Consider the following 24,741-nt stretch of genomic DNA (forward strand, 5'->3'; position numbering starts at 1 on the left):
ACAAGTTGTTTACAATTGCGGGTGTGATTTTCGGCGCAAGAAATCGAAATGCGTCTCGCTCAAGATAATCGAAAGAAAGATGAGCGCGAAGCCGGCGAGCAGGCGCGAGGTGAGCGCCTCCCCCATCAGCAGCACCGAGAACAGCACGCCCGAAGGCGACTCCATCGAAAGGAGCAGTGAGCCCGTCGAGGCCGAGACATGCGCCAAGCCGACGTTTTGGATGAGCAGAGCCGCGCATGTGCAACCAACCGAGAGAAACACCATCGCGCTGATAAAGCTCGGCGTCCACACGGACAGAGGCGCTTGGGTCTCGAATAGCAGCGACGTTGCCAGGCTCAGCACGCCGTTGCCCACAAACATCCAAAACGTGATGACGTTGATGTCCATTTTGCGACCGTACTTGGCAGTCACCGCCATCTGGATGGCGAAAAAGACCGCACCCGCCAGCGTAATGACATCACCGATGTTGAATTCAACGCTATCGAGCGCCACCAAGCCAATGCCCGCCAAGCACAGCAGCGCCGCGCCCAGGTTATAGCGGGTGAGTTTTTCGCCGCTCAGAAAATAGCTCGCGAACGGCACAACGATGCAATACGTGCCCGTCAAAAAAGCATTCTTGCCCGCCGTGGTGTGCGCCAGACCGACTGTCTGCAGGGCGTAGGCGGCCCACATAAGTGCGCCCATGCCAAGTCCGACGATAAGGTTGCGGGCGTTGAGGTGCGCGATGATGCGCTTGTGGAAGATGAAAAACATGACCAGCGCCGCAGGCAGAAAGCGCACGTAGAGCAGTTCGAACACCGGAATGGTGTCGAGCGCGTCCTTCATGGTCGTAAAGGAGTAGCCCCAGACGACTGCCACCGAAAGCAGCAGGACTTTCCAGAACAGCGGCGAGCGAGCGCCGGCGCCGCGGGAGGTGCCGCCCGCGCCCAGGTCCTCGCGAGCAACAGGGCTATCGGGCATCATTTCGATATTGTCAGTGGCATGCTGGGCCATAGGGCATCCTCGCGCTCAATCTGGGCGTGGTGTCCGCACGCGCATGGCTGCGTGCCGCCTCATGGTCAAATAAAAGCAGGGCGCACCGGACCCCCGGCACGCCCCGCTACTGTAGCAACAACCAAGCAGCCCGTGCAATTCACTACGCTAAAGCATCGGGTTGGAAGATCTCGATGTTCCGACGGCGTTTACGTTGCTGAACTAAATCAATTTGGTTGACTCCAGTTTTTCGATGATCCAGTCGTTGGCTTTGATGACCGGGCGGCGGAAGACGACGCCCAGTGCCAGCGACGGAATCAGATAGCTCGCCAGAATGCCTAGCTCAATCCAGTACTCCATGTGGTACGCACCGGCCATGGCGGCATGCATGGCGTTGATGCCGTGGGTGAACGGCAGGAACGGATAGATCGCCTGGAACACGGGGCCGGTCATCTCGATGGGGAACGTGCCGCCCGAACCGCCGACCTGCATGACCAGCAGCACGACGGCGAGCGCCTTGCCGATATCGCCAAACGAAACCGTAAGCGTGTAGACGATATTGGAGAACACGAGACTCGCGACCCAGCCCGCCAGCACAAACTGCAGCGGGTCGTCGCACTGGATGCCAAAGAACAGGATGTCGCCCGCACACACGAGCGTTGCCTGCAGCAGGGCCAGACCGCCAAAGAACAGGTAGCGGCCCAGGTAGATCTCGTGCAGGCGCACGGGGATGAGCTCGTTGATAAGCTCATCGTCAACCGAGACCTTCATCATGGCCGCCAGCACAATCGAGCCCACCCAGAGCGACAGAATCGTGTAGAACGGTGCCATGGCCGAACCGTAGTTGCGGATCGGATAGACCGGCTTGCGATCGAGCGCGACGGGGCCGGAAAGCGACACGGCCAGACCCTCGGGATCATTGCCGATCATCGTCTTGATCGTAGCGAGGTCATCCGACATCAAGGCGCCGTCGAGCTCGTCCTTAAACGCACTGATCTTGTCCGACGCCTCGCCCAGCTGATCAGAAGCCTTGTTGACCAGCTTTGCAGCCTTGGAGAGGCCCTTTGCCAGCGAACCGGATGCGTCGGTCAGGCCAGCAACAGCACTATCCAGATCGTTCGAAATACCGTTCAGCGAATCCAAAACGCCCGAGATGGTCTTCTTGAGCTCCTTTGCCTTGGCCGAAAACGTAGAGTCGTAGTCAGTCTTGGCGCCCGAGATACCAGCCTTGGCATCCGCGATTGCCTGATCGACCTCGGCACGCGACTTATTAACCTCTGCCATGCTGTCAGAGAGAGACTTCGCGGTGGCCGTCAAGTCCTTGGCGTTGTTGCGATACTCCACAGCAATCCTGCTCAGCGATGTTGCCACAGACTTGAGGCTGTCCTGGAGTTTTTCGTCAGTCACCTGATCGGCAAAGCTGCGGAGCTGGTCGGCCGTGGCGTCGATATCGTCGGCACGCGTGTTGAGCGCCGCCGCGGCATCGTTGAGCTGGGACACTGTAAGGTCGACATGTTGATTCGCGGCATCAAATGCCTTCGCAAGCTCGGCGGACACGTTGTCAAACGAGCCCGCGCTTCCGTCAATCGCGGCATTGATGGCGTCGTTGGCGTCCTTCAGCGCTTCCTTGGAATCGCTAATACCGCTCTTGACATGCTCCATCAGCTGCTTCGTTGACTCATCGACCGTGCCCGTCTGCTTGAGCATGCCGCTCGCCGACGTCAGCGAATCGGACGTGGAGCTCAAAATGCCCGCCAGCGACGAAGCATTTGCCCGAACGTCTCGCAGGTCCTCAATCGAATCGCCGAGCGTCGAGGACAGGTTGGCGATAAAGTTACCCACCTGGTCGGTGCTCATGTAATCGAGCAGGCTGGACACCGTCTTAAGACCGATCGTCGTAATGGTCTCGGTAAAAGTTTTGTTAACCTGGCTCTGGACGGCGCTCGAACCCTTCTCGGTCACGATCTGCGCAATGGCGTTGGCCTTCTGATTCTCGTAGAACTCGATATCGGCATGCTTCACGTCGGTCGAGAAAAGCGTCATCATGTCAGCGCTAAACGTTTTGGGGATAACGACGGCAGCATAGTACGCGCCCGACTTAACGCCCTCGATAGCCTTTTCGCGATTGTTGAGCACAACCCAATCGAAGCTCTCGTTGCCGCGTAGGGTGGCGGTCACGTTTTCGCCCACGTTAACCTCGACGGGGATCAAATCGCTCTCGTAACCCTCATCGGTGTTGACCACGGCGATCTTAAGATTGCCGGTGTTGCCGTACGGATCCCAGCTGCCGGCGATGTTAAACCACGCGTACAGACACGGTACGATAATGAGGCCCATCACGACAACCAAGCCGATCACGGAGCGAGACACGTTTTGGACATCGCGCTTAAACAGATGCAGGATGTTCTTCATTTATGCCTCACCTCCTTTGGAGTGCTTGCCAAGCGCGGTGGTATCTCCATCATTTGTGGCTGTGCTGTCGCTGCCCTGAGATTTATGGTGCGAGCCAATATGCGGCAAGCGGCCCGTGGACTGATCGCCGCCCTTGGCACCACGCTCGCTGGCGTTGAGGCCAAACATGTGGCGGGCGGCAGGAATGGCGGCCGTGTGTTCGCGCATCTCGCGACGCAGGTCCTCATCCGAAAGCGCCGAGATGCGCATCTGGGTATTGAGGCTCGCTCGGATATATTCGATATTGATAAGCCAGCCGCAGATGGCAATAACCGAGATGATCCAAATGACAAGCAGGATGATCTTGCCGTTATTGTCGATATCGAGAACCGTCGACAGGACAAAGAGCAGGACCTGAACGCCCACCACGGCGGCAAAACCGCCCTTGATGTAGTACGGGTAGCGATGTTCAAAGGCGACCGCATGATCGAGCAGTTCGCGACGGTACGAATCGGAATCGAGCATGACGCGCATGGCCGTGCGCAGCGAGTAGCGCTGGCGCGGCAGGTCGTTGGACTCGCAAATCATCATACCGGTCGTGGAGAGCTGTTTATCAAAGAGCAGGTTAAGGTTGAGCAGCAGCGGACGCAGCTGCAGGCCGATAAAGAGCGCCACGATCAAGAACACGCCCAGAATGCACAGGTTAAACAGGTAGTTGAACGAATACATGCCGCCGACCGTCTCGCGCAGCAGATTGATGCCGTAGGTAAAGGGCAGCAGCGGGTGCAGCCACTGGAAGAAGCCGGGCATCATCTCGATGGGGTACATGCCCGACGAACCCGGGATCTGCACGATGACGAGAATGACGCCGATAGCCTTGCCGATATGCTTAAACGTGGTGGACAGCGCATAGATGATATTGACGTAGGTGAACGAAATGGCGATGCCGCCCAGCACGAACAGCAGCGGGCTGACGCACTGCACGCCAATCACCAGATCGCCTACCGTAACGATGATGGCCTGCAACGCGCCCAGGATCACCATGAGCAACCAGCGGCCAAAGTAGCCTTGGCGCGCCGTAAAGCTGCCAACACCTTCACGGTCGACCTCGAGCTTGTAAATGGCGATGAGCACATAGCCGCCCACCCAAAGCGCCAGATTGGTGTAGAAGGGAGCGATGCCCGAGCCAAAGCTCTTGACCGGATAGATTGACTTGGACGTCAACTCAACCGGAGACGCCATGAAATCTGCCACGTCATTGACATCGACGCCCATCAGATCGGCCAGCTCGCCCATGGACTCGGAGGTCTGCAGCGCCGCGATGTCATTGGCGGCGGTTGCAAGCTTGTCCTGGACCTTGGCAAGCGAGGAATCGGTCTGGGACAGCGTGGTCTTGGCCTGGCCGAGCGTAGCGCTAAGCTGCGCCAACGTGCCGCGCGCATTTGCAAGTGTAGGTGTCATACCCGAGACGATACCGGTCAGGTCGCCCGAAACGGCAGCAAAAGAGTCGAGCGCGCTCGAGGCCTTCGGCAGCGCGTTTTGGCCCAAGTCCGTCTGGGCTTGGCCAAGGTTGGTCGCACCGGTATGAATTGCGTTATTGATAGCGTCACTGGCACCCGAAACAGCCGCTGCGTCATTCGCCATGGCGCTCGACTGCGCGGACAGACCGTCCTTGATGCTCTGAAGCTTTTCATTCTGCTCTCGAAGCAAATCGATGGTCGATACAATGCGCGCGTCAATTTCCTCGGAACCTGTCGACGTGTCATTGGCGAGAATCTCCAAGTGCCCGATAACGGCCTTATTGTGGTCGATCGTCGCTTGAAGAGACTCGAGCGAGTTGTCGATACGGGTGGTCGTAGATGTGACCGCGCCCGTCAGCTTGCCGATGGCAGCGTTCGCAGAGGCCGACGTCTTGGTGAGCGCAAGGCTGCCTTCCGAGAGCGCCTTGGAGAGCGAGGTGATGGAGTTGCCCGCCGTGGTGCGAGCTTCGCTCAGCAGGTCGTTGCCCTGGGAGATCGCCTGCGTCAGCGACGGTGCCTGGCCTTGCAAGCCGGCAAGTGCCGCATCAGCCGAGGCGATAGCGCCACTCGTCTTATCGATGGCGGCATTCATATCGCCAATCGAATCGCGCACCTCGCCCAAGGTGTCGGACGCCTCGGACACCGAACTTGCCAGCGAGTCCTGAGTCTGGGTTGCCTTGTCCTTTAAATCGACACCGGCATCCTTGGCGATACCGGCAACAGTCTTGCCTACCGTAGAGACAAATTCCGAGTTGATCTGCTCCTCGATGGTGTTTGCACCGGTATCGGTAACCTTGGGCGCAATGGCGCTCTTCTTCTCATTGACGTAGTACGTGAGCTTGGGCTGATGGTAGTTGCCGTCGAGCATCGAAACCAGGTTATCCGAGAAGTTCTTGGGAATCACGATAGCGGCATAGTACTCGCCGCTCTCGACGCCCTCCTTGGCATCGGCCGTCGAGTCGACGAACGTCCAGCCCAACTGATGATTCTCCTTGAGCTGGTCGACCACTTTGTCGCCAGCGTTGAGCTCACCCACCAAGTCGTTTTGGGTGCCTCGATCGTTGTTGGCGATAGCAATCTTGATGCCTTGGGTGTTTCCATACGGATCCCAGTTTGCCACGATGTTATACCAGGCATACAGCGAGGGAATAACGCACACGCCTAGGGTAACCACCAGGGCGACGGGGTTCACAAGCAGTCGCTTAATGTCGCGCTTAAATATCGCAAAGGACACCTTTGCATTGGATAGTTTGCTGCCGAGACTCACGCTTGGACCATCCATCCTGTCGTTAAATCGAATCGTACTATCGACAACCATTGTAGTAGGCGCTTTAACGTCTCAAAGCACAATGGTGTTGAGTTTTGCGGGTAGCAATATACTACGAAGATGAGTTAACGTACAGATGTACAGTATCCTAAATTTCAGCAGGTCACAAAACCACAACCCGCACAAATTAGCAATCCAACTAGTCATTGGGGACGTTCTTAAACGACTAGTCAAACAAGAACGTCCATTACAGTCGAAATTGTCAGCCCGGGACCGTCTCGGGCTACGATTGAGGCGCGCCCAGAACGGGCCGCCGACCGGGCGCCCGCGCACGGCCGAACGTCCCTGCCCCCGAGAGGGCCTGTTGGGTGCTGCCGGCGCGGGACGCGCCGCCCCCGACGGCTGATAGGAAAGTGCCGGGCAGGCGCCGCGGCTGGTAATGTGAGTGCCGAGGGGGAGGCCATCCGGTCGAACGACTACCGGAAGGATACCACCGTGAAAGCGCCATCCACCAGGCCCGCGGCCGTGCTCGGCCTGGACGTCGGCAAGTCATCGCACTGGGCCTGCCTGGTCGACCGCGACGGGGAGGTGCTGGCCAGCGCCCCCGTCCGCAACAGGGAGGCCGAGCTCGACGCGCTGTTCGCCTCCGCGCCCGCCGGCACGCTCGTCGTCGTCGACCAGTTCCGCAACATAGGGTCCCTCGCCGTGAGGCGGGCCCGCGCCGCGGGGCTCGGGGTCGCCCACCTGCCCGGGCTCGCCGCCAGCCGCGCCGCGGGCCTGTTCGCCGGCGAGGCCAAGACCGACGAGCGCGACGCCGCGGTGATCGCGCGGACCGCCCTGGGCGTTCCGGACTCCCTGTCGGGGGTCCCGGGCCGCGGCGAGGCCCTCGAGGCCGCCCGCGCCCTCTCGTCGCAGCGCGACCACGTCGTCGCCTGCGCGACCAGGGACAAGAACCGCCTGCGCGCGGTGCTGCTCGAGTCCTGCCCGGCCCTCGAGGCCGCGGTCGACCTGTCGGACCGGCGGTGGCTGGAGCTGCTCGCCGGGTTCGGCGGGGCGTGGGGGATCGCCCGCTCCGGGGCCGGGGGCCCGCGGGCCGAAGCCGCCGGGGAGGCCGCGGCCGCCTCCACCGCGCCCCCGCCGGCGCTCGTCGAGGCCGAGAACAGGCAGGTCAGGTTCCTGGCCGCCCGGATATCGGAGGCCCTCGACGAGGCCGGGGCCCTCGAGGCCGAGACGGCGGCGCTGCTCGAGGGCGACGAGACCTACGCGTGCCTGCTCACCGTGCCCGGCATCGGCCCGAGGACCGCGGCGCAGCTCGCGGTGTCGGTCGACATCGGGAGGTTCCCGGACCACGACCACCTGGCCTCGTACTGCGGCATAGCCCCGAGGGTGAGGAGCTCCGGCACGTCGGTGAGGTCGGTCAGGGCGTCCAGGCGCGGCGACGCGAGGCTCAAGTCCCTGCTGATCTTCTCGTGCAACAGCCTGGTGAGGTCCTCGGGGCGCTACGGCGAGTACTACCGGGCCTGCAGGGCGCGGGGCATGGGACACGGGCGGGCGCTCAAGGCCGTCGCGAGGAAGCGGCTCAGGGCGATATACGCCGTGATGCGCGACCGGGTGCCCTACCGGGAGTAGCCCCGACGGTTGACAAAACTATAGGAACACCCAACGACTAGTTTGGACCACGGTAACGTCGATGTTTTGGCAATGCCAGCGAGCGGGCGCCAGAGCGAACAAATTGGCATGAAAAGAGGACGGCATAGACCTTCTGGTCATGCCGTCCTCTTTGAATGACAAGTTGTCGCTCTGGCGCCCGCGCAGCGTCGAGCCGTTACGCGGTTCGTTGAACCGCGTAACTAAGTTACATAAGCTCACAAACAGCCGCCGCGAAGGCTACGGGGTCCTCGGGGAGGATGCCCTCGACCAGCAGAGCCTGGTCATAGAGCAGACCAGAGTACTGCTTGATCTTGTCGGCGTCGCCTGCCTTCTGGGCAGCGACAAGCTTGTCAAAGACCGGGTGCTTGGCGTTGAGCTCGAGCACGCGTTGGCTCTTGGGCATGCCGTCGGGCGCGCCCTCGGGTCCTTTCTGGAGCACCTTCTCCATCTCGAGCGAAAGTGGGCCCTCGGTGGTGATGCAAGCGGGGGCATCGGTCAGGCGCGCGGAGACGGCAACTTTCTCGACCTTGTCACCGAGCGCCTCCTTCATAGCGCTAAAGAGGTCCTCGTTTTCCTTGGTGGCGTCCTCGGCCTCCTTCTTCTCGTCCTCGGTCGCCAGGTCAAGATCACCGGTCGCGACGTTCTTGAGCTCCAGATGACGATCCTCGACCTCGGGCTCGGCACCGTCGGCCACAGCCTTCTCGGCAGCCTCGCGGGCAGCATCGTCCTCGTAGATCTTGGGCATATCGGCGGCAATGTACTCACGCATAGCCTGGAACGTGAACTCATCCACATCCTGCGTCAGCAGCAGCACGTCATAGCCGCGGTCGAGCACGCCCTTTACCACGGGCATCTTGGCCAAGCGCTCACGCGAGTCGCCGGCGGCGTAGTAGATGGCCTTCTGATCCTCAGGCATGCCCTTGGCATACTCGGCCAGGGTAATCATCTTCTGTTCCTTGGCAGACCAGAACAGCAACAGGTCGGCGAGCTCATCGGCCTTCATGCCATAGCTCGAGTAGATGCCGTACTTAAGACCGCGACCAAAGTTCTCAAAGAACTTCTCGTAGGCCTCGCGGTCGTTGTCACGCATATCCTCAAGGTCGGCGGTAATCTTCTTTTCCACACGCTTGGCGATGGCCTTGAGCTGACGGTTCTGCTGCAGCGTCTCGCGTGAGATGTTGAGCGACACGTCGGCAGAGTCCACGACGCCGCGGACAAAGTTGTAGTAGTCGGGCAGCAGGTCGTCGCACTTCTCCATGATCAGGACGTTGGAGCTGTAGAGCGCCAGACCCTTCTCGTAGTCCTTGCTGTACAGATCGAACGGCGCGCGTCCCGGCACAAACAGCAGGGCGTCATACTCGAGCGTGCCCTCGGCGTGGAAGCTGATGGTGCGCGCAGGATCGTCAAAGTCGTGGAACGTGGACTTGTAGAACTCGTCGTAGTCCTTCTGCTCGACATCGGAGCTGCGCTTCTTCCAGATCGGTGTCATGGAATTGACGGTCTCGAGCTCCTGGTAGTCCTCGTACTCGGGCTTGTAATCGTCGCCGGCGTCCTCGGGCTTGGGTTTCTGGCGGCTCTTGGACACCATCATCTGGATCGGGTAGCGCACATAGTTACTGTACTGCTGAATCAGGCTCTTGAGACCCCACTCGGTCAGGAAGCGATCGTAGGTCTCGGCCTCGCCGTCGGCATCGAGCTTCTCGTTCTCGCGCAGCGTCAGGATGACATCGGTACCGTGCTCGGCGCGCTCGCCGTCCTCGATGGTGTAGCCCTCAAGACCGTCGGATTCCCACACATGGGCGACATCCTCGCCATAAGCGCGGCTGACGACCTTCACATGGCTGGCGACCATAAAAGCCGAGTAGAAGCCCACGCCAAACTGACCGATGATGTCGACATCGGAGCCCTGCTGCTCGGCGTTCTCGGTCTTAAACTCCTCGGAGCCGGAATGGGCGATGGTGCCCAGATTGCGCTCCAGCTCCTCGGCGGTCATGCCAATGCCGTTATCCGAGATGGTAATGGTGCGGGCGTCTTTATCAAAGGAGACGCGAATGGCCAGGTCGCCCTGGTCGATCTTGACGCTCGGGTCCTGCAGGCTCTTAAAGTTGAGCTTGTCGACGGCGTCGCTCGCGTTAGAGATAAGCTCGCGCAGGAAGATTTCCTTATTGGTGTAGATGGAGTTAATCATGAGGTCGAGCAGTTTTTTGCTCTCGGTCTTAAATTGACGCATGTGCAGTCCTTTCGCGCTACCCCTGTCCGCAAAAACGGCCCGGTCGCCCGAGCCGCATCGCAGACCTGCTATGTTCAGACTTAGATTTTATAACCCATTAACGCGCATATATACATACGGAATCGAAAAACTGTATGTCCGAGCGCTCCAATGCGTCAATTGCCAAGGAGTGTCCCCAACTGCCGGCAGAAAAGGAACGTCCCTATCTGCCATCTACGCGCTTGGCCATCCAGACATGGGGTTGGCCCTCGTCTTCGTAATCTACCGGGGCAATTTGCGTGTAGCCCGCCTTTGCATAGAGCGGCAGCACGTATTCCTGCGCATGCAGCTTAATAAGCTTAGCGCCGGCATCGCGTGCACACGAAGCACTGGTCTCGACGATCGCACTCGCCAGTCCGCGACGACGCATAGCCGGCAGCACGGCGACGCGCCCCATAATGTAGGTCTCCCCCGCCGCAACGCCTTCGTCCAAGTCGCACGCCGGCGAAACCGGAGCCTCTGCATCTGCCGCGCGCTCCAGTTCCTCGGGAAACACGCGCGAGCAACCGGCAAGCTCGCCGTCTACATAGAGCGTCACATGAATGCAGTTTGGATCCTCGTCGATAGCGTCGAACTCATTCTCGTAGCCTTGCTCGTCCATAAAAACGACGCGGCGCACCAACGCCGCGTCATCAAAGCATCCCGTCTTAAGTTGGATATCCATGGCTGCCCTTTCATTCAATGCGAACGTTAGGGACAGATATTAGCGAAAATGAGCTCCGCGCACGCTAAACTTCGCGCGAACCTTCGCCAGGCAGTCGTAATGACCCACGTTATGGGCATCGCTCGCGATGAAGCTGTACAGGTTCTGATCGAACAGGCGCTGTGCCGGCTTTTTCTCGCGACCAAATCGACCGCCGGCAATAAAGTCCGCCGAAGCCTGCAGCTTGCAGCCCATATCGACCAGGCGCTCCGCCACGCTTACATCCTTTTGAACCGCACGATAGCGCTCAGGATGAGCGATGATCACCTGGTAGCCACGGCACTGCAAATCGTAAATCGTGTTCTCGTACTCTCTAAACGCATACGCATCGGCATGCGTCGAAAGCTCGAGCAGAAACTCGTTGGTCCCATCGAAATGCAAGTGCTCCGCGGCATCGATACCAAGCTCAACGAGCTTTCGATGGTTGACCTCGAAGCCCATCTGGAGCGGAAAACCGTCAGCGTTATCACGCAGCAGCTCAAAGGCATCCCACATCTTGTCGTAATCAAAATAGGGATCACGGCAGTGAGGAGTGCAAACGATTCTGGTTACACCGGCCCGCTTGGCAGCCTCGAGCATCGCCAAGCTCTCATCGAGATCGGCGGCGCCGTCGTCTACACCCGGCAAGATATGGCAATGAATGTCACGCATAGGTCAGCCTTAATCAACTAAACGTTTGCTCGGTTGGTGAAGATGCCCTTTTTGGAAGTCCCCTGATCGTCGGAGCCCTTCTTCACCTTCTTACCGTCCTTGGTGTAGTAGGAGTAGTAGTACTCGCTGGTCTCGGTCTCGCAGTAGTTCATAACGGTACCGATGAGCTTGACCTTCTCGGACTTCTTAAGCTGACCGATGGCGTTGAGCGCCTCCTCGCGCTTGGTGAAATCCTCACGCACGACAAAAAGCGCACCGTCGGTCAGACTTGCGATCTCGGCAGCATCGATGAAGGTGCCGACCGGGGGAGCATCAAAGATGACGTACTGGAACTTGGCGGACAGTGCCTTTACCAGCTTGGCAAAGCGGTGAGAGACGATGATGTCGGCAGGATTGGGAATATGCGGCTCGGCATCGAGGAAGTAGAAGTTCTTCTGACCCGTCTCGACAATCGCCTGGTCAATAGAAACCTGCTCGGAAAGGACTGCATAGAGTCCGCCGCGGGAGCGGACGCCGAGCATATCGGCAAGGGACCTGCGACGCATATCAGCCTCGACCAGCAGGACGCTCTTGCCGCTGGTGGCGATAGCCTGGGCAAGGTTGATGGAAACCGTAGACTTGCCCTCGTTGGGAATCGAGGACGTAACGGTGATGGTGCGAATGGGGTCGTCCACGCTCGCAAAGCGGATGTTGGCCAGAAGGGTCTTGGCGGCATTCTGTACAACGAGCTTATCGGTGTTCTTTGCCTTAGCCATGCCTATTTACCACCTTTCATAGCCGGAATTCGGCCAACAACGGGAATGCCCAGGAGCTCTTCTGCCTCTTCGGCACCGCGGATGCGGGTGTTGAGCATGTCTGCCAAAACGACATAGGCAACTGCGATAAAGATGCCCGCGAGGAACGCGACAGCAACGTACAGCATACGCTTGGGACCGCTGGGGGCTTCGGGGGTCTTAGCCTCGTCGATAACGTTGATGCTCTGGGCAGCGCCGACGTTCTGAGCGACCGTACTCACCGAGCTGGCCATGGCCTTTGCGACCTTAGCCGTCTCCTTGGCATCGGTGCCGGTAACCGAAAGCGTAATGACACGCGTGGTGGTCTCGGAGGAAACAGACACCTTGTAGTCATCCAGATCGGTGAGGCCCAGTTCCTTGGCGGCGCCGCTCTTAACGCTATCGCTATCCAGCAGCGTGGCGATATCGTTGGAAAGCATCTGGCTCGCCGAGAGATCGTTGTAGCTCATCTGGCCGCTATCGTCGGTCTTGGCGAGAATGTACATGCTCGTCGTCGCGGTATAGGTGTTGTCCATCGCGGCGAAGGACACGATGCCCATGGCGATCGCGCAGACCACCGGAAGGGTGATGACCAGCTTGAGGTGCTTCTTCAGCAGCTGGAACAGTTCGAGAAGGGTCATGCAGCTTGCCTTTCATTTCCCCAGTTCGGATTGACAAAACTGTCCGTATGTTATCGCATCTTTTTACCGAGACCAAACTCTATACATAAGAAACAGGCTCTCCTGTAAAAATGTCGGAAGCAATCGTAAAATTGCACAACAACGCCGCACCCGAAAGTCAAATGCGGCGTCTACATCAATACCTATGTTGTATCGCTATGCGAATGGCTCGTCCTGCTGTATGGGAAACGTCACCGTAATGGTGGTTCCCACGCCCAACTCGCTCGACAGATCGAGCGTGGCGTGATGATACAGGGCCGCATGCTTGACAATGGCAAGCCCCAGACCGGTTCCGCCGCGCGCCTTGGACCTACTCTTGTCCACGCGATAGAACCGCTCAAATACCTTGCCCTGTTCTTCAGGCGCGATACCGATTCCCGTGTCGGCGACCGCAAGGAACGGATGGCCTTCGTCGTTGGTGCCGCACTGCAGCGTAACCGTACCGCCGGGTCGATTGTAGCGGATGGCGTTGCTTGCCAGATTATAGATGAGCTCGTCAATCAAGCGCGACACGCCCTCGATGACCACAGGCTTGGTCTCATGACTTATCGTCACATTCGCCTGACGGGCGACCTGTTCAAGACGCTGCTCAACCGCGTAGATGGCACGCGAGAGCTCAATAGGCTCCGTGGACCCAATGGGCACCGCCTCGCCCTCAGTTGCACGCTCGGCCTCGTCCAAGTTAGACAGCGTAAGGATGTCGTTGACAAGCGCCGCCAAACGGCCCGCCTCACGATAGATGCGACCGCCAAAGTTGCGCAGGTCGTCCTCGCCCTCGACCATGCCGTTTGCGATGAGCTCGGCATAGCCCGAAATCGCCGTAAGCGGCGTCTTGAGCTCATGGGTGATATTCGCCGTGAACTCGCGGCGCATACGGTCGTTGTCCGCCAGCACCGCCATTTGGCGCTTGAGTTCCTGGCGCTGCGACTCGATACGCTCAAGCATGGGGACCATCTCGGCATAGGCGTGCTCATAGCTACGGCGTGGGTGGTCCAAATCCACCTCTTGCAACGGCGCGATGATGGCACGGGACTCGCGGCGCGCCATAAAAAACGAGAGTACCGCGCCCGCTGCTGCGATAAGCAGCATCGGCGCCACCATCGACAGCAAAATCGCTGCAACGCCAGGCTGGGCCTGCGCCAAGCGGACAACCTGGCCGTTATCAAGGGCGACGGCGCGATACAGCATAATCTCGTCGAGCGTAGAGCTTGCGCGCTCCGCGGAACCCGAACCATTCTCAAAGGCCTCGATGACCTCGGGGCGATCGCCATGGTTGGGCAGTGTGGAAGGCGACGCCTCGTTGTCGTAGGCAACCGATCCATCCTTGTTAATCAGCGTGATGCGCAAGTCCTCGCGATCAAGGCTACGCAAGAACGGGATGGGCTCCTGCTGCTCGTCGAGGGCGGCAGCAATGAGCTCGGTTTCCTGCGCCAGATTGGCACTCGTGGCATCCGCCAAGGTGTTTTGCACAAAGAACGCACCCAGCACCGTAAACGCCACGATAACCGCCATGGCGCAGACAAAGATCGTCACAAAAACGCGGTGCGACAGCGTATGTTTTCCCTGGGGGGCGAAGACCACGGGTTACTCCTCCGATGCGGTGGCCGCGGTGACGTCACCTTCGGCACCATCACCGGCAGAAGGCTCGGCCAAGCGGTAGCCCACGCCGCGCACGGTCTCGATGGCGCTGGCATGCTCGCCCAGTTTTTGGCGAAGCGTCTGCACGTGCACGTCAACAGTGCGCGAACCGCCGTCGAAGTCCCAGCCCCACACGCTCTGCAGCAACGACTCGCGGGTAAAGACCACGCCGGGCTTGCGCATGAGGTACTCGAGCAGGTCGAACTCGCGCAGGGTGAGCTTAAGCGACTCGCCGGCAACGGTCACCTCGCGATGGCTGGGCGAGAGCACAATGTCGCCCACGCTGAGCACATCGCTCGCCTGCTTGACCATGCCGCCGCGACGCAGCAGTGCGCGGCAGCGGCTCGCAAGCTCCATGAGCGAGAAGGGTTTAGTCAGGTAATCGTCGGCACCGCCATCGAGCGCCATCACCTTGTCGAGCTCGGTGTCCTTGGCGGTAAGCATCATGATGGGCACCGTCGCCGTCAGGCGGTCGGCGCGCAGGCGGCGCATAATCGCCAAACCATCGGTATCGGGCAGCATGATGTCGAGCAGGACGGCATCGGGCACCCGTCGCGCCACGGCGGCCTTAAACTCGCCGTCGCACGAAAAGCCTTCGGCCTCAATCCCCTGCTTGCGCAGCGCATAGACCGTCAAATCCCTGATGTTGTCATCGTCCTCGACGTAATAGATCATGTTGAACCCCTTTGCGGCCGACATGACCGCATCTTAACCCTAAAGGTGCCTGTACTAGATGGTATCAGCCAAAACGGCCCGTCAAATAATCCGCCGTGCGCGGATCGGTCGGATTCTTGAAGAGTTGCGCGGTGGGCGCGTGCTCCACCAGCTCGCCCAGCAAAAAGAACGCAACCGAGTCGGAAATGCGCGCAGCCTGCTGCATGTTGTGCGTAACGACCACCAACGTGCAGGTCTCCTTGAGCTCGCAGGCCAGCTGCTCCACCACCAGCGTCGATACGGGGTCGAGCGCCGAGGTCGGCTCGTCCATCAGCAGAATGTCGGGCTGCACGGCCAGCGCACGGGCGATGCACAGACGCTGCTGCTGGCCGCCCGAAAGACCCAGACCCGATTCCCTGAGCTTGTCCTTGACCTCGTCCCACAGCGCGGCGCGTCGCAGGGAGTCTTCGACCAGCTCGTCGAGCGCGACGCGGTCGCGCACTCCCATGCCGCGAGGACCGTAGGCGACGTTGTCGTAGATGCTCATGGGAAACGGATTGGGGCGTTGGAACACCATACCCACGCGCTGGCGCAAGCGGCAGATATCGTAATCGCCCAGGATATTCTGGCCGTCGAGTGCAATCTTGCCTTCAATGCGGCAATCCTTGATACCGTCGTTCATACGGTTAAAGCAGCGCAGCAGCGTCGACTTTCCGCAGCCCGAAGGCCCGATGAACGAGGTGATCTGCTTGTCACGAATTTTGATGCTCACGTCCTTGAGCGCATGATGGTCGCCGTAAAACAGGTCAAGGCCTTCAACATCGATGCGCGTCGGCGAGGCGGCAAGGTCCTGCGCCGTGGGGCGAGTCGCATCCCCAACTTCGCGCTCGTGCGCGGCCTCGGCCTGCGCCTCTATGAGTTCCTCAAGCTCCGTAGGCTCCATCGCCGCAGCAGCCGTCATACCGCATACCTCCATATCGATATCAATTCAGCAGTATCGATAGTAGAAATCGCGGCTCATGCGCACGTGAGCGCATTGTCAAGTGTTTGTAAGGGCACCTTGACTATTCCGCCGGCAACTCGATGGTAAATATCGTGTGCTCGGGCGTCGATTCGCACGCGATCGTGCCGCCGTGCGCTGTAACGATCTCCTTGGCGATAGCAAGGCCAAGCCCGGCGCCACCGCGATTGGTCGCACGTGCCGCGTCCAGGCGATAGAACTTCTCAAAGATTACCTTGAGCTTAGCCGCAGGAATCGGGTCACCATGGTTAATAAAGCGAATTCGCACGCCACCGTCATCTTGGCGCCCAGCCTCAATCGTGATGGTCGATCCTTCGTAGCTATAGGCGATGGCGTTTTTCATGATGTTGTTGAACACGCGAGCCATCTTGTCGCCATCCACAAGTACCGTCAGATCCTCGCGCACATCAACTTGGACATCTTTGTGCTGCTCGTTGAGAATGGGATAGAACTCATCGGCCACCTGCGCCAGTAGCAATCCCAGGTCGACGTAGCCGCGCGTAAGCACAATATCGTGGAAGTCAAAGCGCGTGATATCAAAGAACTCCTCAATAAGCGCGTCGAGTCGGTGCGCCTTGTCGAGCGCCACGCCCGTAAAGTGTGCGCGCTGCTCAACCGGCAGGTCGGGTGCCTCCTGCAACAGCGAGAGGTAGCCCACCACGCTGGCAAGCGGTGTGCGCAGGTCATGCGCCAAGTATGTGACCAAGTCGTCCTTGCGATGCGACTCGTCGCGTAGGGCCTGCTGCACCTTACGCTCGCGATCGCGCACGCTGTTGAGCGCACCCTCGACCTCCAGGAAGTCGCCGTCGATGTTATCCCAGGCGTCAGGATGATCGATCAGGCGGTCCTGAATACGGGCGGCAAGCACGCGGTCGGAATGCCGCTCACCCTGCTCATAGCCCTGGTAGTACAGAACGCGGCCGCAAAAGAACAGGACGCACACGGCGAGCGCCAAGACAAAGCCAAGCATGTTGAATACAAAGCCGGCATCGAACAGCACCGGTCCCTCAATGCCACCGAGCGCCATGGCGCCGATCGCCAGCGTCATGGCCCACGCGGCACCGCCGATCACCACGCAACGGCGCACGATTTCAAAGCGATCGATCAGCAAGAAGCCGATGAGTAGCACCGCCAAGATACCGGCGATGTTACCAATGCCGATTAGCAGCAGACTCAGCAAAAAGAGCAGCACCGTCGCAAGTGCGCGATTATCGACGACCGCCCTTACGTATTCAAAGAGCCGATCGGGCACCTCAAACGCCTGCTTATCGTCTTTTGTCATGTCCATGTCCTCGCTAACAAAGGCGTTATTCGATGATATAGCCGACGCCCCAAACGTTTTTGATAAAACGCGGCTTCTGAGCGTCGTCACCGATCTTTTCGCGCAGGTGACGAATGTGCACCATCACCGTATTGTTGGAGCCGGGCATAAAGTCCTCGTTCCACACCGCGCGGAACAGGTCCTCCACGGGCACTACGCTGCCGCGATGCTCGGCCAGATACAGCAAGATGGAATACTCGATGGGCGTGAGGCGCACCGGCGCACCGTCCACCGTCACGGAGCGAGCGTCACGGTTGATCTCGAGGCCGTCGAGCTGGAGGGTCGGCAACTCGGTCGCCTGCGCGCGGCTACCGTAGCTGGTGTAGCGGCGCAGCTGAGCATGAACGCGCGCGATGAGCTCCAGCGGGCGGAACGGCTTGACCACGTAATCGTCCGCGCCAAGAGAAAGGCCTTCGATCTTATCCTGCTGTGCATCGCGTGCCGTCAACATAATTACGGGATAGGTATGGCTGGCACGGATGGTATGCAGCAGCTCAAAGCCGTCGATATCGGGCAGCATGACATCGAGCAGTGCCAGGTCAAACTCTTGCTCTAGGATCGCCTTGGCCGCATCGGCCCCGCTGTAGGCGATCTGGACGTCAAAGCCCTCCTTTGTAAGGTAGATACCAACCAGGTCGGCGATGGCCTTCTCGTCATCAACTACCAGTATGCGCTCGTTCATGCGTGCTCCTCTCGCGCTCCATTATGCCCGAGGCGGCGCCCGCCACACACAACAAGCGCGGGCGATTAAGTCGACCTTAAGCACCCTTGCGCCCGTTCGAGCACGAATGCGGGCCATGCGCGCACGCAACGATCGTCGTCGCCGGCAAACGATATACTCTAGTGCCAGAAGAGACCATCCCGTCGAAAGCGAAACCTGTGAAGTCCCTCACCTCTTTTGCAAAGCGCTCCGCCCAGCTTGTCGCCGGCTTTGCCTGCGCCATCGCCCTTGTTGCCGGCGTGCCCTCTGTTGCCGGTGCCCAAGTGCTCACGACCGACGACGTCTGCGGCAAGACCGCCGACGCCCGCGACATCACGACAGAAAACCTGCCCGATATCGAGGCAACGAATGCCCTTGTTATGGACAAGGACGGCACCGTCTACTATGGACGCGGCGCCGATGAGCAGGTCAAGATTGCCTCGATCACCAAGGTCATGACCGCAATCCTGACCGTCGAAAACTGCAAGATGGACGAGAAGGTCACGGTGAGCAACGCTGCCGCCACCGTAGGCAACTCGACTGCCGGCCTGCTCGAAGGCGACGAGCTCACCGTGGAGCAGGCACTACGCGGCCTGTTGATCCCCTCGGGCAACGACGCCGCCACCGTGCTTGCCGAGTACGTAGGCAAAAAGATCGACCCCAAGACCAAAGACGCCGAGGCAACCTTTGTGAAGGCCATGAACGAGCGCGCCAAAAAGCTCGGCTGCACCGGCACGGTCTTTGAGAACCCACACGGCCTGGACTTTGATGAGTGGGCCGGCGACATGCACTCAACCGCACATGACGTGGCACTGATGATGCGGGAGGCCATGAAAAACGATACGATTCGCGAAGTCGTCGCGAGCGAGGATTCTTGGATTGAGGTCACGGGCGCCGATGACTCAGACCATTCGCATTCCATGGACACGCACAACGTTTTGCTCGGTCAGGACGGAAACATTGGCGGCAAGACCGGCACCACCGACGACGCGGGCTATTGCTTTACGAGCGCCTACAACCGCGACGGCGACGAGGTCTACACCGTTATTTTGAACTCCACAACCAACGATCAGCGCTTTACCGATACGGCGACCCTTGCCAACTGGTACTACGGTCACAAGGTGACGGTCGCAATTGCCAATACACAGGAGAAGACCGCCAACGGCAACCCGCTCATGGCGCGCATTAGCCAGACAGATTGGACGGACAAGACAATCGACGCCACGCTCGCCGACCCCGCCGCACGGGCAACGGTGTTCTCACTCGCCGGCAAAGTGACCGAAAAGGTTAGCTACGATGACCTTTCGGGCACGGTGCATGTTGGCGATAAGGTGGGCAGCGTTACGCTTAAGCAGGACGGCACCAAGATTGCCGTCATGGACCTGGTTGCCGACGAGGAAGGAACAGGGCCCAATCCCATCGAGTGGCTGCTCGTGAAGCTCGACCGCCTGGGCCGCCGCATCGACAACCGCCCGCTCACAGCCGAGAGCGAGACCGTAGCCAAGGCTCCTGAGGTGTAGGGCCAAAGCGTTATCACATCGAACCAAAATGAGGCGTCCGACGGGGCGCCTCATTTTTTTGAGGGTTCGAATCCCCAGCTAACGTTCTTCTAATAAAAAAAGGGCCCCAAATGGGACCCTTCTTTCATGTCATACTGGCGGAGAGCTGGGGATATCCGGGCATGCTGCGCATGCCCTCCGGCTTCAAAGCCTGGCGGCTTTTCGCCCACGGGCTACAAACGCTTTCGCGTTTGCTTAACGCCCGTGCCCTCTCGGGTTCGAATCCCCAGCTAACGTGGTTCAACTAAAAAAGGGTCCCTTTTGGAACCCTTCTTTAAAGTCTTACTGGCGGAGAGCTGGGGATTCGAACCCCAGATGCCCTTTTGGGGCATACTCGCTTAGCAGGCGAGCACCTTCGGCCTCTCGGTCAGCTCTCCGTAACAGCCGTTCTATAGTAACCAAACAGTCGAGGATGGGCAAGGGGAAATTTTGGAGCGATTCCATTTTTACCTTTCCCGTACCGCCTCCAACAAATAGTCGCGCATATACGGAATTGCAAACGAAACACAGCCATAGCCCGCAGGCTCAATCAACCCCGCATCGATGAGACGTTTACGATACGAGCCGACCTTGTTCGCCGGCAATCCCATCTTTTTGGCAATATCACCGTTCGTAATCTCGCCGCCTTCGCATTGCGCCATCGCCGCGAGATATTGAAACTGCCGCTCCGACACCCTGCGCAGCGCGGGGGCAATCACCATGGCATTGAAACTATCAAGAGCCGCCTGGACACCCTTGCGAGCCGCCTCTTCGCTCACGCTCTCCGACCCGCTGCGCGCAGCAACCTGCCAAGCGTAATATCCGACCAACTGGACCATAAAGGGATAGCCTGCCGAAGCCTTTGTCAAAAGCTCGGCAACGCCTTCGTCGAGTTCCTTGCCCGCACGCCTCATCGTATCCTCAAACGATCCGCCGACTTCAAAATCTGAAAGCCGCGTGAGTTCGATATGCTTCGCCCTCTGAAGGAACGTCAACGTATCATCCACCACCACGCCATCCACAGAGGTTGGCAAACCAGCGAATGCAAAGGCGACATTCGCCCCTTGGCGAATCAAGAGCTGCATTTCATTACCCAGCTCGCGCATTTCCTCAGTTGAGGCGTCCTGAATCTCATCGAGTGTGATGAGCAAACCACCTCGCTTCGCGGCATCGTACATTGCCTCGCCCAGATGAGAGGCTGACTTCGACAGCTCCACGGAGCCAAGGCTGACTCCTAAAATCGATGGGGAAATCGACATTGATGCAAGACGAACATTTCGCTGCAGAGCCTCGAGAATTCTGTCGCAAAAACCGGCATTTGAGGCGACGTCGACAACCTCGAATCCTTTTTTGCGCGCAAGATCGCCCAATGCGTTGAGGAGCACCGTTTTACCCGTGCCTTGGACACCCGAGATGCGCATGAGTCGATCGGGGGCACCAGGGCCATTCTCAAGAGCCTCGGCAAAGTCATCCAAAACAGCGTCGCGTCCGATAAGCTCAGGTGGATTCATGCCCGCTGTTGGCTTAAAGGGATTAATAGCTTTTGACATTCGACCTCCTCTGCCAGTTTTAACAACTTTAACAAAGTTTAGCAACTTTAGCAGAGTTTAACAGTTTTAGCAGGCTCGGCGGCTTTATGCCTTACCGATTCTGTCGGGTCCTCCCGCCCGCACCGATACAAATAGCGCGGTGCGGCCCCTCTATGCCGCCCCTACCCCAGCGAGCGGTTGAGGGAGCCGAGCTCATCGTTGCCCATGGTGCGCCACATTTGATAGATGCAGCCGCGCGCCAAGAAAAAGAAGCCGTTATCGACGAGTCGCACGGCGGCATCCGCAAGTTGATTGGTCACGGCGGGCACCGGCGGCAGCTCAAGACCCGCCTTGCGGATGGTCTCGACAGCCTCGTCAAACGTGGGCGGTTTGATGACGCCCATCTCGTTCATAAGGCCCTGCATTTCCTCCTGCGCACTGCCGCCCGACTCCTCGCCGCGCGGCACCAGGCGATAACATGCCAGCGCCAGCTCGAGCTGGTCGCAGTTCCAGTAGGCAAACGCCAGGCGATAGAACAGGTAACCGATCGAAGGCCGGTCGCTGGCAATGCGTAGGCCGTGGCGCGCCACTTCGATAATCTCGTCATAGCGCTCCAGGCGTGCCAGCACGTTGATCAGGGCAAAGTGAGACTGCATGGACGAGCGCGCCAAATCGTAGAGACGACGCACCTCGGGCAACGCACGCTCAAAGTCCTCTTGTTCGGCGTAAAAGCTGCAGATCTCGTGCTGGGCAAAATACAGCGCATCGGGAGCGCGAAGGATACGCACGGAACGGTCCTCCTCCATCACCGGCAGCACCATGCGCACCAGCTGGTTATCGCAGAACTGGGTCTGCACCGGGCCCGTCGCCAAAAGCTCAGCAACAGTACACTTGGCTTCCAGCTCCTCGACAAGGCGAGAAAAGCCCTCGAAAGCACCAGCTCGGTCAACTTTGGATTGCTCGCGCAGCTCGACGACACGGGCGACATACGGATCGTTGTCCTCCTCCATGACCTCAAGCTCGTCAGCCGTATCAGCGAGCAGCAGATCGCGAAGCGCAGGCGGCAATGGACGATGGTCATCGCGTGGTCGGGCGTGAACCTCTGCAGGCTCAATCATGTCCGGCGCATCTGCCTCATATGCCTCGAGCAAATGCTTGCAGGGCATGTCGTCCATATCCATGCTCTCAAGATCCTTGGCGACAGAAACGCAATCGGCCAGATAGGCCGCACGGCCAAAGGAATACGTTTCAACGACGCGCTCGCCCTGCTCGCCGTCGGGAGCCGCAATCTGCACGTAGCAGCGCGTGATGCGAGCGCCCGAAGCAAAGCAAGCCGCCGCGAGTGTAAGCGCAATACGCGCATCGTGCTCGGTGGCCCATGCTGCGCGCCTAGGCTCATCCACCTCGCGCCAGGCATCATCTTGAGCATCGTATTCGCGCTGCGGCATAGCATCGACAACCGTGCGGCCAAATCGAACCAGCATGATGCCCTCGGCGACGTTCGCTCGATAGGTGTAATCGAGCCGCGTAACCACGTTGAGTGCTTCTACGATACGTGCAAAGCGGGTGCGAACGTCCCACTCGCCACCCGGCTGGCACGCAACCGTCCCCGGTTTGGCCCACGGGTTGTCATTCGACAGCGTTTCGAGCAAGCGAGGAACGTCGTTTGTCGTCTTGCTGATATGCCATAGGTCAAAGAGCGAGCAGCCCTCAAAGCTTGGCGACGAGGCAACGGGGCCCAACCCTGCCCCAATATGCTCAAGGATGCCCGATAGGCGGTTCAGGCGGCACTCGACGGCAAGCAGGGTATCGATCTCGTCCTGGTCCAGCAGGCTACGGTCAAAATTGAGATAGAAGAGCCTCGAGCGATCGATGCGCGCCAGGCTCATTTCGGTTTTAGCCGCTATGGTGCGCAGGCGAGGCAGATTAACTTCGCCCATCAAAGCGGCGGCATAGCGCTCGATGCCACTTGGATTATCTGTATGGTCAATGCGGTAGAGCAGCGTTTCGATTGCATCGGGCAGCGGCGTGGAATCAAAACCCAGCAGTACCTCAACCGGCTCGGGGAGTTTTACAAGCTTGATCTTGTCGACGGCATTTTTCATGCCCTCGTCAAGGCCGTCACCGTCTGCCGTGCCTGAGACAACGTTTTCAGAATCGGCGAATATCACGTAGCGCAAGAACATCGAGGCCATGAACTCGCCGTAGCGAAGGCTGCGCGTCGAATTCCACGTCTCGCGATCGGATTGTTCGCGCATGGTGCCTTCGGGAGAGCCGATGACTCGCGCCCGGGAGCGCATCGTCCCATCGGTACCCCTGACCGCAATCTCACCGATGTTGGAATCGGACTCGTCAAGAATCAGTTGCATGTCGGGATCGTCGGGCAGCGATACCTCGTTAACGGGACGGTCCACCTTATAGACCTCACCCGAAACGCTCACGTAGCCCAAAAGCGACACATGGCTCTTGCCGACGAATTCGACGACATAGCATGATTCATGCGGGTCCTCGCCAAAGAGCTTCCAAACCACGCCATACGAGCGTCCCGCAGGCTGCTCGGGCATGGCCGGAAAGCGCTTTTTGGGATCGAGAAACCTGAGCTTGTATGTCGGACGCTCTGCCACGAAATATCACCCTGATCGGTCGTCTAAAGAAAGAGCTCGCCACGGGCTCACCGAGGCGCATACTCGAAATCTTACACGAGTCGATGAGAAATAGTCCCCTTTGACCGAGGTTCGAATCCATGCGGTGTTTACGTAAAAGAAAAGCCCCCGTCGCCGGAGGCTTTCAATTTCAATTGGTGCGGCGTATAGGATTCCGCGCATCCGCTTCGCGAATCCGCACCGGCTTCGCCCGCTCGCTAAAAACGCTCCGCGTTTTCTTGACGCCCGCGCCTCGACCGAGGTTCGAATCCATGCGGTGCCTACGTAAAAGAAAAGCCCCCGTTGCCGGGAGCTTTAATCTCAAATGGTGCGGCGTATAGGATTCGAACCTATGACGTTCTGATTCGTAGTCAGACCCTCTATCCAGCTGAGGTAACGCCGCGACTTGTTGATTATTATGCACATGGACTGAATAATGGTCAAGCGTTTTTTCAAAAAAAGTTATCGAATTTGATTTTTACTCATTTGGAGGGCTTGGCACGATCTTCGGTGCATCGCGATATAAGAAAAGCCCCCGTTGCCGGAGGCTTAAAACTCAATTGGTGCGGCGTATAGGATTCCGCGCATCCGCTGCGCGGATCCGCACCGGCTTCGCCCGCCTGCCGGCGGACTCGCCCGCTCGCTAAAAACGCTCCGCGTTTTCTTGACGCTCGCGCCTCGACCGAGGTTCGAATCTCCGCAATGCCCCCGTAAAGGAAAAGCCCCCGTTTCCGGAGGCTTTAAATTCAATTGGTGCGGCGTATAGGATTCGAACCTATGACGTTCTGATTCGTAGTCAGACCCTCTATCCAGCTGAGGTAA

The 24,741-nt window shown here is 59.0% G+C and carries 17 protein-coding genes and 2 tRNA genes; 2 read left to right on the forward strand and 17 right to left on the reverse strand.

Going from position 1 to position 24,741, the window contains the following annotated elements; translation table 11 throughout:
• Positions 1 to 9: 9 nt before the first annotated feature.
• The 3 genes from ABCN01_RS03390 to ABCN01_RS03400 form a co-directional block, all read right to left on the reverse strand.
• On the reverse strand, positions 10 to 993 hold the full coding sequence (locus ABCN01_RS03390; protein WP_117790209.1) for a DMT family transporter: 984 nt from the start codon (positions 991 to 993) through the stop codon (positions 10 to 12).
• A 201-nt stretch (positions 994 to 1,194) separates the two neighbouring features.
• Entirely contained in the window at positions 1,195 to 3,384 is a 2,190-nt protein-coding gene (locus ABCN01_RS03395) for a YhgE/Pip domain-containing protein (protein WP_117790208.1), read from the reverse strand.
• Complete coding sequence (locus tag ABCN01_RS03400) at positions 3,385 to 6,150, reverse strand: YhgE/Pip domain-containing protein (protein ID WP_233540206.1); 2,766 nt, start codon at positions 6,148 to 6,150, stop codon at positions 3,385 to 3,387. It abuts the gene before it with no gap.
• 495 nt (positions 6,151 to 6,645) lie between these two features.
• Here ABCN01_RS03400 and ABCN01_RS03405 point away from each other — a divergent pair, with 495 nt between their 5' ends.
• Positions 6,646 to 7,779: an IS110 family RNA-guided transposase gene (locus tag ABCN01_RS03405; RefSeq protein WP_152073669.1), complete on the forward strand. Its 1,134-nt coding sequence runs from the start codon at positions 6,646 to 6,648 to the stop codon at positions 7,777 to 7,779.
• Positions 7,780 to 8,005: 226 nt separating this feature from the next.
• Here ABCN01_RS03405 and htpG read toward each other — a convergent pair whose 3' ends face one another.
• The 10 genes from htpG to ABCN01_RS03455 all read right to left on the reverse strand — a co-directional run bounded on the left by htpG (position 8,006) and on the right by ABCN01_RS03455 (position 18,192).
• A complete protein-coding gene (htpG, locus tag ABCN01_RS03410) occupies positions 8,006 to 10,030 on the reverse strand; it encodes a molecular chaperone HtpG (RefSeq protein ID WP_342995924.1) in 2,025 nt (674 codons plus the stop codon).
• Positions 10,031 to 10,232: 202 nt separating this feature from the next.
• Complete coding sequence (locus tag ABCN01_RS03415) at positions 10,233 to 10,733, reverse strand: GNAT family N-acetyltransferase (protein WP_342995925.1); 501 nt, start codon at positions 10,731 to 10,733, stop codon at positions 10,233 to 10,235.
• 39 nt (positions 10,734 to 10,772) lie between these two features.
• A complete protein-coding gene (locus ABCN01_RS03420) occupies positions 10,773 to 11,423 on the reverse strand; it encodes a tyrosine-protein phosphatase (protein ID WP_342995926.1) in 651 nt (216 codons plus the stop codon).
• A 17-nt stretch (positions 11,424 to 11,440) separates the two neighbouring features.
• Positions 11,441 to 12,178, reverse strand: coding sequence for a CpsD/CapB family tyrosine-protein kinase (locus ABCN01_RS03425; RefSeq protein ID WP_035136836.1), 738 nt, complete (start codon positions 12,176 to 12,178; stop codon positions 11,441 to 11,443).
• Positions 12,179 to 12,180: 2 nt separating this feature from the next.
• On the reverse strand, positions 12,181 to 12,837 hold the full coding sequence (locus tag ABCN01_RS03430; RefSeq protein ID WP_342995927.1) for a YveK family protein: 657 nt from the start codon (positions 12,835 to 12,837) through the stop codon (positions 12,181 to 12,183).
• A 195-nt stretch (positions 12,838 to 13,032) separates the two neighbouring features.
• The gene (locus tag ABCN01_RS03435) at positions 13,033 to 14,457 is read right to left on the reverse strand and encodes a sensor histidine kinase (protein ID WP_342995928.1); all 1,425 of its coding nucleotides are present in this window, start codon (positions 14,455 to 14,457) and stop codon (positions 13,033 to 13,035) included.
• Positions 14,458 to 14,460: 3 nt separating this feature from the next.
• Positions 14,461 to 15,189 carry a response regulator transcription factor gene (locus ABCN01_RS03440; RefSeq protein WP_052044009.1) on the reverse strand — a complete coding sequence of 243 codons (729 nt, stop codon included), beginning with the start codon at positions 15,187 to 15,189 and terminating at the stop codon, positions 14,461 to 14,463.
• Positions 15,190 to 15,253: 64 nt separating this feature from the next.
• Entirely contained in the window at positions 15,254 to 16,129 is an 876-nt protein-coding gene (gene pstB / locus ABCN01_RS03445; protein ID WP_343014189.1) for a phosphate ABC transporter ATP-binding protein PstB, read from the reverse strand.
• A gap of 103 nt (positions 16,130 to 16,232) precedes the next feature.
• A complete protein-coding gene (locus ABCN01_RS03450) occupies positions 16,233 to 17,471 on the reverse strand; it encodes a sensor histidine kinase (protein ID WP_342995931.1) in 1,239 nt (412 codons plus the stop codon).
• A gap of 25 nt (positions 17,472 to 17,496) precedes the next feature.
• Positions 17,497 to 18,192 carry a response regulator transcription factor gene (locus ABCN01_RS03455; RefSeq protein ID WP_342995932.1) on the reverse strand — a complete coding sequence of 232 codons (696 nt, stop codon included), beginning with the start codon at positions 18,190 to 18,192 and terminating at the stop codon, positions 17,497 to 17,499.
• Between the two features lie 197 nt (positions 18,193 to 18,389).
• Here ABCN01_RS03455 and ABCN01_RS03460 point away from each other — a divergent pair, with 197 nt between their 5' ends.
• Entirely contained in the window at positions 18,390 to 19,730 is a 1,341-nt protein-coding gene (locus ABCN01_RS03460) for a D-alanyl-D-alanine carboxypeptidase family protein (protein ID WP_342995933.1), read from the forward strand.
• Positions 19,731 to 20,055: 325 nt separating this feature from the next.
• Here the strand turns inward: ABCN01_RS03460 and ABCN01_RS03465 are convergent.
• The 4 genes from ABCN01_RS03465 to ABCN01_RS03480 form a co-directional block, all read right to left on the reverse strand.
• Positions 20,056 to 20,146: transfer RNA gene (locus ABCN01_RS03465), tRNA-Ser, on the reverse strand.
• A gap of 69 nt (positions 20,147 to 20,215) precedes the next feature.
• Entirely contained in the window at positions 20,216 to 21,298 is a 1,083-nt protein-coding gene (locus tag ABCN01_RS03470) for an AAA family ATPase (protein ID WP_342995934.1), read from the reverse strand.
• 161 nt (positions 21,299 to 21,459) lie between these two features.
• Positions 21,460 to 23,901, reverse strand: coding sequence for a tetratricopeptide repeat protein (locus tag ABCN01_RS03475; protein WP_342995935.1), 2,442 nt, complete (start codon positions 23,899 to 23,901; stop codon positions 21,460 to 21,462).
• Positions 23,902 to 24,245: 344 nt separating this feature from the next.
• Positions 24,246 to 24,322: transfer RNA gene (locus ABCN01_RS03480), tRNA-Arg, on the reverse strand.
• Between the last annotated feature and the right edge of the window lie 419 nt (positions 24,323 to 24,741).

Origin of the sequence: Collinsella aerofaciens, from assembly GCF_039062365.1 — a bacterium.
Classification (GTDB): domain Bacteria; phylum Actinomycetota; class Coriobacteriia; order Coriobacteriales; family Coriobacteriaceae; genus Collinsella.